The organism is Lentilactobacillus diolivorans DSM 14421, assembly GCF_001434255.1.
GTDB lineage: Bacteria > Bacillota > Bacilli > Lactobacillales > Lactobacillaceae > Lentilactobacillus > Lentilactobacillus diolivorans.
In genome coordinates, this window is the sequence record NZ_AZEY01000079.1 from 199,226 (window position 1) to 216,788 (window position 17,563).

A 17,563-nucleotide genomic window follows, 5' to 3' on the forward strand; every position below is an offset into this window, starting at 1 on the left:
GACATCCTTTATTTTTTGCTGAGAACATTATGGCATTAATTGATGTTGTTTGCAAGGCCGTCTCGAGGATTAACCATTTTAATTGGCGTCTGTTATTATTGGTAGCAATTGATTGTTAATTTGTTTAGACACGTCGATTCAAATGGAGAAGTAATAAAAACGATAGTGAAATGATGCTGCCTAAGATTACGTATGTCCATTGGTGCCAAATACTGATGAATGGCCCAAAGATGAAGTCTCCGAGTGGCTGGACGCCGTCAAAGAACAAAAAGGTTACGCCAAAAATCCGGCCGAGATAAGGCAAGTCGGTTTCCTGCTGGATGAATGTGGTAATCCCACCAAAAAATCTGGCTTGAACGATCCCAAAGGTTAACGCAATCAGCAGCCAACTGGGAAGCGATAAAAATAAACCGCAGATCATTAAAATCAGACCGTAAAATAGTTGTTCACGATAAATGGTTTTGGCCGTGATTTGACGTTTTTGAAGGGTTAACCAGAGACCACCCAATAAGCCTCCCAACGCGGCAATCGTTAAAAATAGGCTGTAATGATTAGATTGACCACCAAAGAAATGGTGACCAACGTATGGCGCCGTCAACATAAAACCGGCGTAACAAAAATTAAAGATACCCATTGCCAGCATGTTGATCATCAAAATGGGATGTTTTTTGATATATTGCAACCCAAGCAATGTGCTCTTGAAGGCAGATTGATTAGGTTGATTATTTGATTTGGTTTCATAGTGATAGGGAATTAGTCCGTTTAGTAGAATTGCTGCGAGATAAGAGCAGGCGTTAATGATCAGAAATTCATTAAAATCAATGCTTTTGATCGCCAACAAGCTACCACCAATTAGTGGCGCAAAAACATTGGCGAAATTAAACAGGGTATTGGCAATTGCGTTGAATCTTTGTAGAAATTGGGCGGGGATAATTTCGGGTGCGATCGCTTTGGCTGCCGGAAAATTAATGGCCAGCATCAAGTTTAATATGGCAGTTATCAGGATTAGCAGCCAAACTTGGGGATGCTGACTGTTGAGTAAAAAACTCCCGATGAGACAAGCCAATCCGGAAATAACGTCAGTGCCGATCAAGACGGTTTTACGATTATGCTGATCGACCAGGGAACCCACCAAAAAGTCGCCTAATAAAAAGGCAAAGCCACCAAGTCCTTCAATCCATCCCAGTAGTTTGGTATTGCCGGGGGCTTGAACAATTAACCAGTTGAGTCCCAGAATGTAAATTGCTGAACCTAATTGGGAGGCAAATGGACTGAGGGCAAGGGAAAAATACGCTCGTTTTGAATGAATTGTCGTAAGCCAGCCGCCTCCTTATTGAAAAAATGATTATCTTCTATCATAGTTGAACATAATTTGGAATACCAGAAGGGCTGTGTCTATGGGTGATCTTCGTTAGTATGATTGGGTTGAAATGTGGTTCCCAAGAAAATTATCTTGAACAAGTGCCGATCAAGTGATAAAGTAATTAACAAATAACAAAGCTTTAATTTGGTTCAGAGAGGCCAAAAGCGGACGACATATTAATCAAAGAGTCCGTGAATTTGCAGATAGAGTCAGTCCAGAGATGGCTTGATCTGCATTGTTGCGGGCTCTTTTTATGTAAAAAATAATGGAGGGTAATCATGAGAGGACCACTAATTGTATCACTGGATGTCGCAAACCGAGAGGGACTGTTCAAGATCATCGACCAATTTCCAACCGATGAAGGTATGACAGTTAAAATTGGCATGGAATTGTTTTATGGTGAAGGGCCGGAAATTGTTCACAGTTTATTAGAAAAGGGATTCAAAGTTTTCTTGGACTTGAAGTTACAGGATATTCCCAACACCGTTAAAATGGGCATGATGCAGATTGGTCGGATGGGCGTCACATATACCACCGTGCACGCACTGGGTGGTTCAGAAATGATTGCGGCTGCCAAAGAAGGCTTGGAACTTGGCAGTGAAGAGGCTGGCGTTCCAACACCGAAATTGTTAGCCGTTACAGAATTGACCTCGATTACAGATGAAGCTTTAAAAAACGAGCAAAATTGTCGCTTGGATATGGTTGATCAGGTTGTGTCGCTGGCTAAGCTTGCAAAACGATCCGGAGCTGATGGCGTTATCACGTCACCGTTGGAAGTCACATCATTGAAACAGCAGGTGGGCGATGATTTCTTATACGTTACGCCGGGAATTCGACCAGCAAACTTTCCCAAGGATGATCAATCACGAACAGCAACGCCAAGCCAAGCTGCTCAATATGGCAGTTCGGCACTGGTTGTTGGCCGGCCAATTATTAAAGCAGATGATCCGGTTGCCGCCTATCATAAAATGTTAGAGGAGTGGAACAATGAAAACTGATAAAATTATTCAATCATTAATCGATAATCGAATTGTAAGTATTAACCTTGAAAAACCATTTCGTTATGCTAGTGGGATTTTATCTCCTATTTACACTGATTTTCGTTTGACCATATCAATTCCAGAACTCAGAGACATGATCGCGGATGGGTTGGCAGAATTAATCAAAGAAAATTATCCAGACGCCACGGTGATTGGTGGTGTTGCGACAGCCGGAATTCCTCACGCTGCATGGGTGGCAGAGCGGCTAAACCTGCCATTAATCTATGTTCGGGCCAAGCCTAAGGATCATGGTGCCGGCAAACAAATTGAAGGCCGCATTACGAAGGCTGACAAAGTGGTTTTGATTGATGATTTAATTTCCACGGGCGGTAGCGTCCTTGGTGCGGTTAAAGCGGTTCGAAAACAAGGCGTTAACGTGATTGGTGTTGCGTCAGTCTTCACTTACGGTCTGCCTGATGCTGACAAGAATTTTGCCGATGCCCACACAACGTTACACCCACTGCTTAGCTACGCGAAACTAATTGAACAGGGTCATCGCGAAAACAAATTTAGTGAGGAACAATATTCACGTCTGTCAACCTGGCACAAAGCCCCATGGGACTGGACTAAACGGGAGGAAGCAAATGCCAAATAACATTTCTTTAAAAGCTAATATTGGTGATTACCAATTTGATAATGTGCTGTTAAACGCTGCTGGAATTCGTTGTGCAACAACTGATGAGCTGGACAAGATTCTAGATTCTCAAGCTGGCGGTTGTGTCACCAAGAGTGCCACGCCAGAGCCACGAAAAGGCAATGAGAGTCCACGGATGAAAGCGACAGCTCTTGGGTGCATTAATTCAATGGGGTTACCTAATCATGGCTTTGACTATTATTTGAAGTTTGCTGAGGCTAACCAAAATAAGGCGGGGAAGCAGGTGATTTTATCAATTGCCGGTTTATCAGTTGATCAAAACTTGGAAATGTTAAAGAAAATTCAGGCCAGTTCATTTGATGGCCTGACTGAATTAAATCTTTCCTGCCCAAATATTAAGGGTGAGTCACAAATCGCTTATGATTTTGAAGCTGTCCGCGAGATCTTGACTGATACATTCAAATTTTTCAAAAAACAACTTGGCATTAAGTTACCACCGTACTTTGATATGCATCAATTTGATCGAATTGCGGAAGTCCTAAATGGGTTTCCAATTACCTACGTAAATGCGATTAACTCAGTCGGTAACGGATTGATTGTGAATCCAGAGACCGAGTCAGCGGTTATTAAGCCGAAAGGTGGTTTCGGTGGGATTGGTGGCCAATATATTAAGCCGACTGCTTTAGCTAACGTTCGTGCACTTCGACTACGATTACGACCAGATATTTCGATTATTGGAACCGGCGGGATTCGTTCCGGTCAGGACGTTTTTGAACATATTTTGTGTGGTGCCAACTTAGTTCAGATTGGCACCCAGTTTGGCTTTGAAGGGACAAAGATTTTTGATCGAATTTCCAGGGAATTAAAGGAAATTATGGATAAGAAGGGTTATCAATCTGTTGCTGATTTCCGAGGAAAATTAAAAACACTTTAAAACAAAAGGAGCTTAGAATCGTGAATAAATCACGTTTCTGAGCTCCTTTCGTTAATTGTATTGAGACATTTGCTAACTTAATGATTAAATAATGGATAAAAATTAGCTGCAGAGACTGGAACATACATTTTGTTCTGCTTCTTCTAATGTCTTCACAATTATTATCGAAGAAAATGTCAAATGAAAATTATGCGTTTTCTTTGGCCATCGATTCTTTAAATTTGGTCTTAATGAAGTTGGCGGAGGTCTGGAGCTTTTCCTTTTCTTCGTCAGTCAATTGAAGATTGAGTCGTTCAATAATCCCATCGCGACCAACAATTGCCGGGTAGGAAAGGTAAGTGTTTAATTCTTCACGATAGTTGGAAACGGCCATTTCGGTTCGGGCATCTGTCATAATTGTATTGGCTAAGTGAACTGCGGCGGTTGCAACCCCGTAGTTGGTATACTTTTTACCATGGAACACATTGAAGCCGCCTTCACGGGCTGCCTTATCAAGTTTATTCAGGTCAAGCCCGCGTTGTTTGGCAATTTCTGTAATTGGTTTGCCTAATACTCGAACCGTTGACCATGCTGTGAATTGAGAATTACCATGTTCACCTAAGTTATAGCCATAAACTGAACGGGGATCGATGCTAAGCTCCTTAGCAACTGCTCGTTTCATTCGTGATGAATCAAGTAAGGTACCGGTTCCCAAAACATGGTCTTTGGGCAGACCGGTAATCTCTTGATAAATTGAAGTAATAACGTCAACTGGATTTGAAATATCAACGATAATTCCATTAAAACCAGAGTCTTTGATTTTTTTACCAACGGATTTAACGGCTGCACTGGTAAAGGGAAGTTCAGCAAAGCGGTCATCATTTTTATTATCCTGAAGTTTAATGTTTCCAAGGGCTGAGATGATGACGTCAGCATCCTTTAACGCCGCGTAATCGTTAACTGTGATATTAGTGTGGTAAGGCAGATTTGACATGGCATCTTCAAAGTCAGTCGCATCGGCATTAACCTTTTTTTCATTCTTATCAATTAATACTAAATCATCTGCGAAACCGCAGGCAACGATATAGTGAGCGGCAGTTGAACCAACATGGCCCATTCCAATAATTCCAATTTTTCGTGTCATTTAAAACATCCTTCCTTGTTATCAAGAATAATTAACTCTAAAATCCGGTTGATCTAGAAAAAGGACGTCCTACTTGTTTTCACAAGTTAGGACGTCCTTAACGCGTTACCACCTATTTTTCAGCTGTCGTAAAACAACTGACTCTCAGTAAAGTACCAACTGCCGTTAATTAGGCAGACATACTTCATTGCTGTAATGGGCGCATTCCCAGTCGTTACTTCGATCAATGATTGTCGTAACAACAGCTTGTAGATTACTTTTTTAATTAACATTAGTGCCACATTCTCAGTTAAGGGGCTTCCTGTAAAATCAGTTAATTAATACTCTTCTACGCATTGCTTTTTCTCTAGATTAATTATTACCAATATACTCATTTAATTAAAAAATGTCAATAATATTCTTGGAACATATTTTAATTTAGGTGATACAAAAGATCATGTAAGCTGCTATTCATAACTCGTTGCTTACGAACCATTAAATGAAATTTCTTTAAAAATCTATCTATTATTCTCACAAAGACATCTTCGATCACACTAAATTTAGGGTTGTTCTATAATAAAAGATGTTGGTAAATTAATTAAAGATGTTTAATTTTTGGAGGCTTTTCATGGGACAAAATTCGCAACCTGAACATATCGAAGTGATTGGCGGAAACGTCAACAATTTGAAAAACATCTCAGTCAATATTCCGTTACACAAATTTGTCGCGATTTCGGGATTATCAGGTTCTGGAAAATCTTCGTTGGCAATGGGAATTCTTTACTCTGAGGGAGCTCGACGTTATTTGGATGCTTTAGCAACATACACTCGGCGCCGAATCAGTCAGGTTGGCAGGGCGGATGTCCAATCAGTTAAGCACATTCCTTCAGCTTTGGCGCTACGTCAGCGGCCGACGGTTCCTGGTGCCCGTTCGACGGTCGGCACAATGACCGAAATTTTTAACGTTTTACGGTTAATCTATTCACGTTTGGGATCACCAAAATGTCCCAACGGCCACCAAGTACCACCGACAATTAAGATTGCCGAAGCGATGGATAAAGTTGGCGATGAAATGGGATTGATCACATGTCCGACTTGCGGTGCCAAATTTTATGCTTTCAGTGCTGAGGACTTTGCCTTTAACTCCGATGGTGCCTGCAAAAACTGTCAGGGTCTGGGGATTACCAAGCAGCTTGACGGCGATAGACTGATTGGTGATGAAACGAAAACAATTCGGGATGGCGCCGTGGCAGCGTGGCGGACACCCGGTCGAAATTTTATGCCGATTGTTGCTCAAGCGGCCGGTGTGCGGATTGATGTGCCATACAATCAGTTGACGGATCAGGAACGGAATATGGTCCTTCATGGTGGTCAAAAACATTACGCCATCGATATCCCAAGCAAGAATGGCCGGGTTTTTCATATGGATAATGCATTGTACGAGAATGCTTACAACGCGGTTGAGGATAGTATGAAAACAACTAAGAGTGACGTGGCGTTGAAACGGCTTAACCGATTCTATCGCTTCTTTACTTGTCCAGTTTGTCATGGGACCCGGCTTAATCCCGATCGGCTCACCCAGTTAGTTGCCGGGAAAAATATCGCCGAAGCAAGTCAGATGCCCATTGGTCGACTGCCACAATTTGTCGAAGCAATTAAGCAGTGGCTGCCTGCAGATATGCAGAAATTGGCCAACAATTTAACCACAGAATTGTTAAATCAGGTCCAGCCATTGCTCGACTTAGGGCTTGATTATTTAACGATGGACCGAGCTGGGGCAACTTTATCTACTGGTGAATTACAACGAATTCAATTAGGACGAACCCTGCGGACGCAGACAACGGGTGTGTTATACGTCTTGGATGAGCCTTCAGTTGGGTTGCATCCCGACAATGTTTCCGGCTTAATCAAAATTTTTCATCAATTGGTTGCCCAGGGAAACTCACTGGTTGTGGTTGACCATGAAACATCAATTATTAATGCGGCTGACTGGGTTATTGAAATTGGTCCCGGCTCTGGTACCAATGGCGGTCAAATTATCGCTCAAGGAACGCCGACACAGATTAAGCAGGATCCCCAATCGTTAATCAGTCCGTTCTTAACGGGAAAGGGTGAATTGCTAACCCGGCAGGTTGCCGGTAAAGATGTATTTGCTAAAGGGCGTGCACAACTTACGATTAACCATCGATTTAATTTAAATGACGTAACTGCTGAATTTCCAATTAACCGATTAATTGCCGTTACCGGATTCTCTGGTGCCGGTAAAACAACATTGGTGTTGGATGGGTTGTTGGATGCCTTTAAGGCAAAATTCAAAAAGCTGTCGATGCCTAAATATATTGCCCATTTTGAGCCTTCACGTTTAAAACACATTGTCAGTGTTGATGCGACTCCGGTTGGGAAAAATGCCAGATCGACTGTTGCGACATATACCAATATTATGGATCACTTGAGAAAGTTGTTTGCCATGCTTCCTGCAGCTAAAAAGTTAGGATATACTGCCAGTTACTTCTCTTATAATAATAAGCAGGGTGGCTGTCCAACCTGCGGCGGAACTGGTGAAATTTCTCTGGATATCCAATATTTACCGGATATGGTTGAAACCTGTCCAACATGTAAGGGAAAACGATTTAACGACAAGGTGCTCCAAGTTAAGTGGCACGGCTTATCAATTGCGGACGTTTTGGATATCGATGTCGATCACGCCATTGGTTTGTTTAAAGACAACGAGTCGATTCAACAAACCTTAATTGTTTTGCAGCAAATGGGGCTGGGGTATCTGCATTTAGGTGAAGCCACACCAACCCTTTCCGGAGGAGAAGCACAACGATTAAAGTTGACGTCGCACATGAAACGCAGTCAAAATAACGCACTTTTTATTTTTGATGAACCAACGGTTGGCTTGCATCCGCTTGATGTCCGGGTTCTATTAAAGGTCTTCTCACAACTTATCGATCAGGGCGCAACTGTATTAATGATTACTCACGACCTGGATTTAATGGCCAACGCTGATTATTTAATCGATATGGGACCGCGTGGTGGTGACCAAGGCGGCCGAATTGTTGCTCAGGGACGGCCAACTGATCTGATTAAACAACCGACGAGTTTAACAACGAAATACTTACAAAAACAATTTTTGCTTTATAACAAATGATGATGGAGGTTTTAACAATGGTGGCAGCAGCACCTTTATTTCTAAAGGCAGCTTTACATGAAAAAATGTGGGGTGGCACTAAATTACGGGAGTATGGCTTTAAGTTGCCGAGCGAACGAACGGGTGAGGCGTGGATCGTTTCAGCTCATCCCCATGGCCCCAGCACCGTGACGAATGGTCAATTTGCCGGTCAGACACTGGGGAGTGTTTGGCAAAATCATCCTGAGCTGTTTGGCGGTCATCCGGTTGATGAAGCATTTCCATTGTTGGTCAAAATCTTGGATGCTAATCGTGATTTATCGATTCAGGTTCATCCGGATGATCAATACGCCAAGCTACATGGTGAGAAATACGGTAAGACCGAAAGCTGGTATATTTTATCAGCGACTTCGGATGCTAAGCTGTATTATGGGCATACGGCAAAAACCGAACAGGAATTACGAGACGCTGTGACAAGCGGCCATATCGATAGGATTCTCCGCACAGTGCCGGTTAAAGCAGGTGACTTTTATTATGTCCCATCAGGCACGCTGCATGCACTGGGAACTGGTATTGTGGCACTTGAAACCCAACAAAGCTCAGATCTGACATTTCGATTCTATGATTTTGATCGAGTGGATCCAGCAACGGGTAAAAAGCGTGAACTTCAGGTTAAGGATGCCTTAGCGGTAACTAATGTGCCGCATCGTGATCCACAGATTAAACAAGAGGTGACCAGGATTGCTCACGCGACGATGACGCAATTAGTGAATGCAACTTATTTTGCTGTCGAAAAGGTGGTCGTTAACGGTGCGGCTGTTCTAACTCAGGAGCACCGATATTTGATTCAAACGGTTGTTGCTGGGCAGGGCAGCCTAACGGTCAATCAGCGACAGTATCGCCTAACTAAGGGAATGTCTTATATTTTACCGAACCAGATTCAAGACTATGAGTTGAATGGCCAAATGACACTCATTGAGAGTTGGGCAAAGTAAATTATCGTATTAGAAATTAAGAGAGTGAGACGAAAGGCGGTTAACTTCCAGAGCGTAACCGGATTATCCGAATATTCCGGGCTTGAATGTTTGGATAATTCGGTTACGCGGCAGGAAGTTGCCTTTTGGCGCACGTTTTCCACTCGGTAATAATCGTGATTACACAAAGAGAGGCTGGGACAAAAGTAATTTTGTCCCAGCCTCTCTTTAACCAAAAATTTGGTTTCTGATAAATCAGGCCAAATCAGTCGTTAATTCCGTGGCTCGTGCGCAAATGATATCGTAAATATGACTATTTTGATGCAACAGGAATAGCTGGATTCATCTTTTGGTATTTGTAATAATATATAAAATATTATAGTGATATAATATTTTTAAGGCGGACATCTCATCTTAGTTTCAAAGTTCAAGGATTCAGATAGATCAATATAGAAGTGATTGGGAAGATTTGCTGATTATAACGATCTTTTAGCATGGTCATGCAATTGGGGTATTACTAAGGAGCGTGATTCTAATGGAAGGTAACAAAGGCCGAGAGCAGTTACACGAACGAAACCTGCGATTAGTCCTGCAGCAAATATTCAATCATAAAATGATCTCGAGAATTGAAATTTCACGTCATCTTAAGTTGTACAAGTCAACTGTTTCAACGTTATATAATGAACTAAGCGACAAAGGGTATGTTGAAGAACTTGGTCGTGGCAAATCAACCAGTGTCCGTGGTCGAAAGCCGGTTCTGGTAGCTTTCAATGCCCATTATGGTTATACGCTTAATTTCGTTTTGGGACTGGAAAAGTTGCACGTTATGGCGAATTATCTTAATGGTGATGTGCTTTTTACCAGGGAAATTAAAATGGTGAATCGTGACATTTATAAAGTTGTCAAAATCATTGATGCGGAAGTTGAATCATCCCTCAAGCGTGACCAAACCGATCACGGCCTTTTAGGCATCGGGTTTGCGGTTCACGGGATTGTTTCGGATAACCGAATTATAAGTTCGCCTTTTATGAACATGGCAGGTATTGAATTAGTTTCGAGGTACGCGGAGAAATATGGGGTGCCGGTTCATGTGGAAAATGAGGCCAATTTACTAGCGATTTATCATCGCGATTTTAACCGCTATAATCAGTCACGTAATTTGTTGGCTATCACGGTAGATAAGGGGTTTGGCGCAGGAATTATTTTAAACAACCAGCTATACCAGGGATATGGTGGTGCTGCGGGTGAAATCGGTCAGACCATTATTTACAATAATTGTTTAAATAAAAATCAACGGTTTAGAGTCGATGATATTTGCTCGGAGCGGGCGGTAATTGCCGACATTGAGAATCAGCTTCATAAAGATCAGCTGGATGTTGATCGCCTGGCTGCGATGAGGCAGGCGGGAAATCCTATTGTTTGTGACGCGCTTGGGAAGTTTGCCGGTTCTATGGCAAGTATTGTTTTCAATGTCGCAAGTGTTGTCGCACCGGAGAAAATTTATTTAACATCACCGATACTCAGTGCGAGCCCGTCATTATTTAAGATCGTGACTAAGGACATTCGTCAATTAGGTATGCAAACACCGATTTTGCTCACAATTCGGACACGTGATGCTATCACATTGGGATGCTGTTCCGCAATTACCCACCAAGTGTTAGGGATGGATGGATATGAATTGACGTTTCGATCTTCATCAAATCGTGCTTCGAAATTAAAGTAAAACAGCAGCTAGCGGCTAATGGCGATATCTCGCCTCTTAGCCGTTAGCTGCTGTTTATGGATGTAATGAAATGTTTAATTGATCTTTAATTACTCTTTGGAATGGATTTTTGATTGCGCTCAAGGCGGACGACGACTGCTGTTGTGATCAAACCAATTAAGCCAAAAATACTTAAAAGTAAGAAGTCGTTTTGGGCACCATTGGCAGTTGCGAGGCCGGTTTGGCGAGTTGCCATGTGCAGCTGACTGACCGAAATAATTGCGGATAAGATTCCTGTACCAATTGACCCAGCATATTGTTGGAGGGTGTTAAATAGGGAGTTGAGGTCTGCTTTTTCGGCCATTCCGACTTGGAGACTGGCATCCGACATGATATTGCCAAAGCCGAAGTTAAATCCAAATCGTAGAAATGTATAAAGAAGTGTCACAGTTAATAAGCTGAGTGAATGAGTAAACCACCAAAAAAGCAGTGATCCGATGACCATGGAGCCATTAGCAATGTAGAGTGGTAGTTGTGCACCGTGCTTATCGTAAATTGACCCCGCGATTGGCGCAACCAGCGCACCAACTAATGATCCCGGAAGCAAAATTAAGCCGGAGATCATGGAATCTGCACCTAAGTAATTTTGGGCAAAAACCGGGATCACAAACGAAATGCCAATATTAATAAATTGCAAAAGAAAGAAATTAATGGCTCTGAATGAGATAATGGGATTAGTGAGAATCCGAAAATTTAGGATTTGATGTTTGCCATGGCGAATGTGATAGGCTAGTCCCATAAACAGGACCAAAGTGATGACAAGCGCGACAACAAAATTAAGGCTGGCAAAACCATAATTACCTGCCTGATCAAAGGCTTCAATGAGTCCAAAAAAGACTAATGAAAGCAGAATCAACCCGGTAATATCAAAGGCACCGCTTTTTCTCGAAGCTTTTAAGCGAATACTGAATTCACCAAGAATCAAAATCAGAATAATCAATGGGATTGTCATAACGAAAATCATTCGCCAATTTAGGTAATAATTAAGAAGCCCGCCATATGTTGGACCTAATGCTGGCGCAAACGATGTGATCATACTGGCAATCCCGACATAGACACCAAGCCGGCTTCCTGGGACCAGCGATAAAATAACGTGAAACATAAGTGGTGTCGTTAACCCGGTTGCGACTGCTTGAAGAACTCGGCCCAACATTAAAATAGTGAACGTTGGCGCGATAGCAGCTAAGATTGTTCCGATTAATGTTGATAACACAGCGACTCGAAATAGTGTTCGCGTGTTAAACCGTTTAATCAGAAAAGCTGTAGTACTCATGACAATGGTCACCATCAGTAAGTATCCCGACGTTAACCACTGAACAGTACTGAGAGAAGTTGAAAATTGCTTAATCATTGTTGGAAACGTCACGTTTAGCGATGTTTCGACCAAAATCCCCAGAAAAGATAGCAAACCCGTTGCGAGAATGGCTATTTTGGTTTGAAATGTAACTTTGGTTTCTTCCATTTCCCTTGACCCCTTTAATTTTTTGATGTACTTTGTAGTAGCAAATATAGTTTCCGTGGAAACTAGACGGCTGTAATCATAGCACGGCCGTTCATTGATTACAAACTTTTGATCGTTTGGGAGGCAGTGCCGTTGGTAAATAAAGACGAAATTGTTAGTTTGTATCATCATCTGTTGATGCTTGATAATGATACAGACAAAGAAAAACAGTGGATTGAAACTCGGCAACCGTCAGCATTGGGGTTATCCACAATTCATTTTCATATTTTATCTTATTTAGAACGGTACCCGAATTCCCTAGCAAAGGAAATCGCTGAAGATTTAGGCATTTTAAGGGGAACCCTATCCAAACGATTGGCCGTTTTGGAACGCCGAAAAATGTTGGTTGCTTACCAAGACGCGGCAGATGCCAGAAGCAAACATTATCGGTTAACCCGACTTGGTGAAGATGTTGCCAAGACCCATGATCAGCTGTTGCAGATGAAAAATAAGATGCTAAAAAGTCATTTAAACCAATTTTCGGAGTCTGAATTAGAAACTATTCGGCAGTTTTTGAAGACGTTTAATAACGCGGAACAGCATGATAAGTACTAAGTTAGCCGGCTAAAAAGATCGGTTATGATTTAATCAGCTAACAGTAATTGCTTGATAAGAGGTAATTGTTTGAGGTTGGTTTTTCTAATGAACTTTCTTTTTTAGACCGTTTAGCTTATACTTTTATTTGTCGCAAACGTTTTCATTTTGCTTTTTGAATTCAAATCATAAAGATGATCCATGATTGATTGGGTTGATCTATAATTGAATGTAATATACTAGATAGACATTTTAAACAATGGATTAACGACACAAGTTAATCATAATTAAACAGGAGGATAACTTTATGGAAAACATCACGGGGAGGGAGCATTTGCATCAGCAAAATCTCAACATGGTTCTGCAGCAGATCTTTAATAATCAGACCATTTCACGAATCGAGATTTCCCGCCAACTTAACTTAAATAAGTCAACGGTTTCAGCCCTATACAACGAACTGGATGAAAAAGGGTATTTAAAAGAAGTCGGTTCCGGAGAATCAACCAGTGTTGGCGGCCGTAAGCCGGTGTTGGTAAAAATTAACGAGCATTATGGGTACACGATTAGTTTTGACTTAGGTTTTCGTCATCTTCATGTGATGGGAAATTATATTAATGGCAAAGTTTTCTTTTATCAACGAATTGAGTTAGGCAATCGGGATATTCATGAGATTGTTAAAATGATTGATGAGCAGATTGAAAGATCGATCCACAATGACGATACCCGTCATGGCTTGCTGGGAATCGGCTTTTCGATTCACGGGATTGTTCTGAATAACCATATTACTAATTCACCTTTTATTGATATGAAAGACATTGATTTAGCCGATCGGTATTCGGCTGTCTACCATGTGCCGGTAATTTTAGAAAATGAGGCAAACCTTTCGGCAATTTATGAGCGGGACTTTAATTCAGCTCGTGATAAAAATAATATTTTAGCTGTTAGCATTCATAAAGGAATTGGTGCCGGGATCATTTTGAACAAGCAGCTCTATCGTGGCCGAAATGGTGAAGCGGGCGAAATTGGCCGCTCGTTGATGTTTACTAATAATGTTGATACTAAGCGATATAGTAAAGTAGAAGATTTCTGTTCAGAAGATGCGATTATTGAACAGGTTGAGCAGCGAACCAATCGAACTAATTTGAACCGGGATGACCTGGTTCAAATGAATACCAAAGGCAATCAAATTGTTCAAGAGGAACTTGATAATTTCAGTTCATCAATTGCCAAGGTGATTTATAACGTTGCAATTAGTTTTGCTCCGGAAGAGATTTATTTGAACTCACCCTTGATTGAAGCAATTCCCGATTTATTAAATTCAATTTTACATTATAATGAATTGCTGGGGATGCAGACACCAGTTAGTCTGACGCCTCATTCGGGTTATGCGACGCTGTTGGGATGCTGTTCAGAGATTACCCATCAAGTGTTGAAGATGGAAAATTATGATTTATCGTTTCAAGTTGCTGAATCATAATTTTTAAAAAGAGTATAAAAGGCTGTTTTTGGAATAGAGTGGTAATGATTAACCACTGATATTCTAAAGACAGCCTTTTTGTGATTTCCCAATAGTGCTAACCTGAAATATAGTTCTCCTTAATACTTTTTTCATATCGGGTTGAGGTTGATGAACTTCGGTATTGCGCCGGACTGATTTTATTCAACTCTTTAAAGTTTCGGTTAAATGTCCGTAAATTAGTGTAACCAACGCCATAGGCAATTTGAGTGATTGAGTTATCCGTATCTTTGAGCATTTGACGGGCTTTCGAAATTCTGAATCGGTTCAAATATTTAGTATAAGGAATCCCCATTACCTTTTGGAATAGTTTAGATAAGTAGACGTAGTCATACCCAATTGCTTCGGCAATCTCTTTTAATGTGCATTCCTTTGTGTAATGATTATTAATATAGTCAATGATTGTATGGACAATATTTAAACTGGCGGACGTTTTCCGGGGAACAAACGATGCCTGTTCAACAACCTTATTACACATCCCGTAAAGGAGACTTTTGATACCGAAGATATTGGACGTATGGTCAAAATTTAAGGGGTCGTTATCAAAAATAACTGGATTTTCTGGGATTGAGTCTTGGTATTGCTCATTAAAAGCACCAACGATTTCAGGTGAAAACAGGACAATCGTAATGGTTGTATTGGGTGACATATCAAAACCATGGATTTGATTAGGAAAAACGATTACGAATTGCCGGTTATTGACGTGATACGTATTATCTTCGATTTGAATTTGGAGTTGGCCCCTGCGAACATAAAGGATTTCAAAAGCTCTGTGCAGATGGAGTGGGTAATTAAAATCGGTCAGATCAAAGTGTTTAAAAATCGGCATTGTTTCAAGGCCAAAATGCTGAAATAAAACCATTGAACGAGTTCCCCCTTCTTAAAACAATAAAACAAATTGACAACTAAAACCTAATTAATTGATTCTCATTTACTACGACAATTATTGTCCATTTGACCACAAATAGCAATCTATCAAACTTACTGTAAGCGCTGTACTATGTGGGTACGGTATTTAAGTAAAGATATGGATATTGGCATGCAAGATTATGAAAGCGATTTATCGAGTGATGCCGGTATTATCAATTTTTGCTTGGTTGATTAATTAACAACCAACTTACACACAACAATTCATTTGAAAGGAGCGTGTGACTAATGACGGTCTATATCGTTTCTAAGCAGGGTGACGATCGTAATAGTGGTCAGCTCAAATCACCGTTTTTGACAATCAACCGAGCTGCCCAAGTTGCTCAAGCAGGAGATAAAGTCGTTATTCATCAGGGAACATACCGGGAGTGGGTTAATCCGCAACATGCTGGGAAAAGCCCACAACAAATGATTACCTATCAGGCTGCAAAAGATGAACGGGTGATCATTAAGGGTTCGGAAAAAGTAACCAATTGGGAGTCTGTCGGCAATGGCATTTGGAAACACGTCGTTAGTAACTCGGCTTTTGGTAGTTTTAATCCGTTTGATTTTAAGCTAAACGGCGACTGGCTTGAACAGCCTAATGGGCGTCATGCAGGGGCGGTTTACTTGGATGGCCGCGCACTGTTTGAAGCGGCATCTTATGATGAGATGGCTAATGGCTATCCCAGAAATGATGGGTATGAGTACGTGACGCAAAAGAAAGTCCACAATGTCGACCCCCAGTGGACAACGTATCGGTGGTTTGCTGAAGTGAACACTGATGAGACAATTATTTTTGCCAATTTTCATCAGGTTAACCCTAATCAGCGGTTAACGGAAATTAATGTCCGAAAATATTGTTTTTATCCTGATCAAACCGGAATTAACTATATCTGTGTTGAGGGGTTTGAAATGGCTCAGGCGGCCACAAATTGGGCGCCGCCAACGGCAGGACAGGAAGGCATGATTGGTGTTAACTGGTCGAAAGGCTGGGTCATTAGAAATAATAACCTACATGATGCAAAGTGTAGTGCTATCAGTCTTGGCTCAGTGCCAATGGCCAAACAAGATCAAAATCAATTTGCCAGATTACATGATAAACCTGGCTATCAGTATCAAATCGAAACCATGTTTCATGCCATTCAAAGTGGGTGGGACAAACAGCACGTTGGGTCACATGTGATTGATCATAACCAAATTCATGACTGCGGTCAGGCTGGCATCATTGGCTATCTGGGCGGTATTTTTAGCCGAATTGCCAACAATCATATCTATCGGATTGGTACCCGCTATGAATTTGGTGGCTGGGAGATTGCCGCTTTAAAATTGCACGCCCCCATTGATACGGTCATCGAACACAATTTGATTGAAAATTGTTCCCTTGGGATTTGGCTTGATTGGCAGGCCCAGGGAACGCGAATCACTAAAAATGTTTTAGCAGATAATTTGCGCGATTTGTTGTTTGAAGTTAATCACGGCCCATTCTTGGTTGATGATAATTTATTGCTATCCGATGAAGCAATTAATGAATTTTCCCAAGGCGAGGCGTTTGTTAACAACTTAATTGCCGGTACCAGTGCCATTCAAAGTGTTTTAAATCGAACAACTCCCTATCATGTGCCACATAGTACCCAAATCAAAGGATATGCTTGTGTTTACGGTGGAGATGATCGGTACTTTAACAATCTTTTTATTCGCCAGGCCAAAGGAGCGAGTGTTGGTACCCATATCTATAACGGCAGTTTAACTTCTATGAAACAGTTTGTTTCGCAAGTGGAGCAGCGGCTGCCAGGAGATGTGGAACTCTTTGAGACGGTTAGACAACCGGCCTATATTAATTACAATGCATATTTCGGTGGTGCCACAGTCTTTAATATGGAAGAAACAAATTTGATTGAAGAAAAGTGGCAGACCAAGTTAGCTCTGAAACGGGTCAAAAATCAGGTTATTTTAACGATTGACTTGCCTGTTGATTTGATCCAGTTTGAAACACCAATTCAGGAAACGAGTTCACTTGGAGAAGTTCGGCTAGCAGGTGCTAAATTTGACAATCCTGACGGGACACCTATTCGATTGAATCATGACTTTTTTAATAAGAAAATCGATGGTGATACGAGATTGGCTGGCCCATTTACAGAATTAAAGTCTGGTCATAACGAACAGGTTGTCTTTGAGTTTTAGAAAGTGAGGGATGATTTAA

General features: G+C 41.3%; 14 protein-coding genes. 9 read left to right on the forward strand and 5 right to left on the reverse strand.

The annotated features are described in order from the left end of the window. Nucleotides 1-124: 124 nt before the first annotated feature. Nucleotides 125-1,309 (reverse strand): MFS transporter, encoded by a 1,185-nt coding sequence (locus FC85_RS09140; RefSeq protein ID WP_057865223.1) that lies wholly within the window; start codon nt 1,307-1,309, stop codon nt 125-127. A gap of 332 nt (nt 1,310-1,641) precedes the next feature. On the opposite strand from FC85_RS09140, the gene pyrF reads away from it, so the two are divergent. From pyrF to FC85_RS09155, 3 genes are read left to right on the forward strand one after another with little or no spacing between them, the layout of a single operon-like run. Beyond that, nucleotides 1,642-2,361, forward strand: coding sequence for an orotidine-5'-phosphate decarboxylase (gene pyrF / locus FC85_RS09145; protein WP_057865224.1), 720 nt, complete (start codon nt 1,642-1,644; stop codon nt 2,359-2,361). After that, entirely contained in the window at nt 2,351-2,998 is a 648-nt protein-coding gene (pyrE, locus tag FC85_RS09150) for an orotate phosphoribosyltransferase (RefSeq protein WP_057865225.1), read from the forward strand. Before pyrF ends, pyrE begins: the two co-directional genes overlap by 11 nt. Next, nucleotides 2,988-3,932, forward strand: a complete 945-nt coding sequence (locus tag FC85_RS09155) for a dihydroorotate oxidase (protein ID WP_057865226.1) — start codon at nt 2,988-2,990, stop codon at nt 3,930-3,932. Before pyrE ends, FC85_RS09155 begins: the two co-directional genes overlap by 11 nt. A gap of 187 nt (nt 3,933-4,119) precedes the next feature. Here FC85_RS09155 and FC85_RS09160 read toward each other — a convergent pair whose 3' ends face one another. Continuing rightward, entirely contained in the window at nt 4,120-5,055 is a 936-nt protein-coding gene (locus tag FC85_RS09160) for an L-lactate dehydrogenase (protein WP_057865227.1), read from the reverse strand. A gap of 119 nt (nt 5,056-5,174) precedes the next feature. Beyond that, the gene (locus tag FC85_RS15740) at nt 5,175-5,327 is read right to left on the reverse strand and encodes a hypothetical protein (protein WP_157051287.1); all 153 of its coding nucleotides are present in this window, start codon (nt 5,325-5,327) and stop codon (nt 5,175-5,177) included. 335 nt (nt 5,328-5,662) lie between these two features. On the opposite strand from FC85_RS15740, the gene FC85_RS09165 reads away from it, so the two are divergent. The 3 genes from FC85_RS09165 (at nt 5,663) to FC85_RS09175 (ending at nt 10,864) form a co-directional block, all read left to right on the forward strand. Next, nucleotides 5,663-8,188, forward strand: coding sequence for an excinuclease ABC subunit UvrA (locus tag FC85_RS09165; RefSeq protein WP_057865228.1), 2,526 nt, complete (start codon nt 5,663-5,665; stop codon nt 8,186-8,188). A 17-nt stretch (nt 8,189-8,205) separates the two neighbouring features. After that, nucleotides 8,206-9,162 carry a mannose-6-phosphate isomerase, class I gene (gene manA / locus FC85_RS09170; RefSeq protein WP_147008615.1) on the forward strand — a complete coding sequence of 319 codons (957 nt, stop codon included), beginning with the start codon at nt 8,206-8,208 and terminating at the stop codon, nt 9,160-9,162. A 514-nt stretch (nt 9,163-9,676) separates the two neighbouring features. Further along, the gene (locus tag FC85_RS09175; protein WP_057865229.1) at nt 9,677-10,864 is read left to right on the forward strand and encodes an ROK family protein; all 1,188 of its coding nucleotides are present in this window, start codon (nt 9,677-9,679) and stop codon (nt 10,862-10,864) included. 85 nt (nt 10,865-10,949) lie between these two features. Here FC85_RS09175 and FC85_RS09180 read toward each other — a convergent pair whose 3' ends face one another. Further along, nucleotides 10,950-12,365 (reverse strand): MFS transporter, encoded by a 1,416-nt coding sequence (locus FC85_RS09180; protein WP_057865230.1) that lies wholly within the window; start codon nt 12,363-12,365, stop codon nt 10,950-10,952. Between the two features lie 132 nt (nt 12,366-12,497). Between FC85_RS09180 and FC85_RS09185 the strand changes: the two genes are divergently transcribed. Both FC85_RS09185 and FC85_RS09190 read left to right on the forward strand, forming a co-directional pair. Next, the gene (locus FC85_RS09185; RefSeq protein ID WP_057865231.1) at nt 12,498-12,959 is read left to right on the forward strand and encodes a MarR family winged helix-turn-helix transcriptional regulator; all 462 of its coding nucleotides are present in this window, start codon (nt 12,498-12,500) and stop codon (nt 12,957-12,959) included. A gap of 286 nt (nt 12,960-13,245) precedes the next feature. Then, nucleotides 13,246-14,415, forward strand: coding sequence for an ROK family transcriptional regulator (locus tag FC85_RS09190; protein WP_057865232.1), 1,170 nt, complete (start codon nt 13,246-13,248; stop codon nt 14,413-14,415). A 97-nt stretch (nt 14,416-14,512) separates the two neighbouring features. On the opposite strand, the gene FC85_RS09195 is transcribed toward FC85_RS09190, so the two are convergent. Further along, nucleotides 14,513-15,316 (reverse strand): AraC family transcriptional regulator, encoded by an 804-nt coding sequence (locus FC85_RS09195; protein WP_057865233.1) that lies wholly within the window; start codon nt 15,314-15,316, stop codon nt 14,513-14,515. Between the two features lie 293 nt (nt 15,317-15,609). On the opposite strand from FC85_RS09195, the gene FC85_RS09200 reads away from it, so the two are divergent. Then, complete coding sequence (locus tag FC85_RS09200) at nt 15,610-17,544, forward strand: right-handed parallel beta-helix repeat-containing protein (RefSeq protein WP_057865234.1); 1,935 nt, start codon at nt 15,610-15,612, stop codon at nt 17,542-17,544. The last annotated feature ends 19 nt before the right edge of the window (nt 17,545-17,563 follow it).

What these genes read in the sequence shown, in the direction of transcription:
- FC85_RS09155 (WP_057865226.1), top strand. Translation starts at nt 2,988, where the DNA reads ATGCCAAATAACATTTCTTTAAAAGCTAATATTGGTGATTACCAATTT.
- FC85_RS09190 (WP_057865232.1), top strand. Translation starts at nt 13,246, where the DNA reads ATGGAAAACATCACGGGGAGGGAGCATTTGCATCAGCAAAATCTCAAC.
- FC85_RS09175 (WP_057865229.1), top strand. Translation starts at nt 9,677, where the DNA reads ATGGAAGGTAACAAAGGCCGAGAGCAGTTACACGAACGAAACCTGCGA.
- FC85_RS09180 (WP_057865230.1), bottom strand. Translation starts at nt 12,365, where the DNA reads ATGGAAGAAACCAAAGTTACATTTCAAACCAAAATAGCCATTCTCGCA.
- pyrF (WP_057865224.1), top strand. Translation starts at nt 1,642, where the DNA reads ATGAGAGGACCACTAATTGTATCACTGGATGTCGCAAACCGAGAGGGA.
- FC85_RS09195 (WP_057865233.1), bottom strand. Translation starts at nt 15,316, where the DNA reads ATGGTTTTATTTCAGCATTTTGGCCTTGAAACAATGCCGATTTTTAAA.
- FC85_RS09200 (WP_057865234.1), top strand. Translation starts at nt 15,610, where the DNA reads ATGACGGTCTATATCGTTTCTAAGCAGGGTGACGATCGTAATAGTGGT.
- manA (WP_147008615.1), top strand. Translation starts at nt 8,206, where the DNA reads ATGGTGGCAGCAGCACCTTTATTTCTAAAGGCAGCTTTACATGAAAAA.
- FC85_RS15740 (WP_157051287.1), bottom strand. Translation starts at nt 5,327, where the DNA reads ATGTTAATTAAAAAAGTAATCTACAAGCTGTTGTTACGACAATCATTG.
- pyrE (WP_057865225.1), top strand. Translation starts at nt 2,351, where the DNA reads ATGAAAACTGATAAAATTATTCAATCATTAATCGATAATCGAATTGTA.
- FC85_RS09165 (WP_057865228.1), top strand. Translation starts at nt 5,663, where the DNA reads ATGGGACAAAATTCGCAACCTGAACATATCGAAGTGATTGGCGGAAAC.
- FC85_RS09160 (WP_057865227.1), bottom strand. Translation starts at nt 5,055, where the DNA reads ATGACACGAAAAATTGGAATTATTGGAATGGGCCATGTTGGTTCAACT.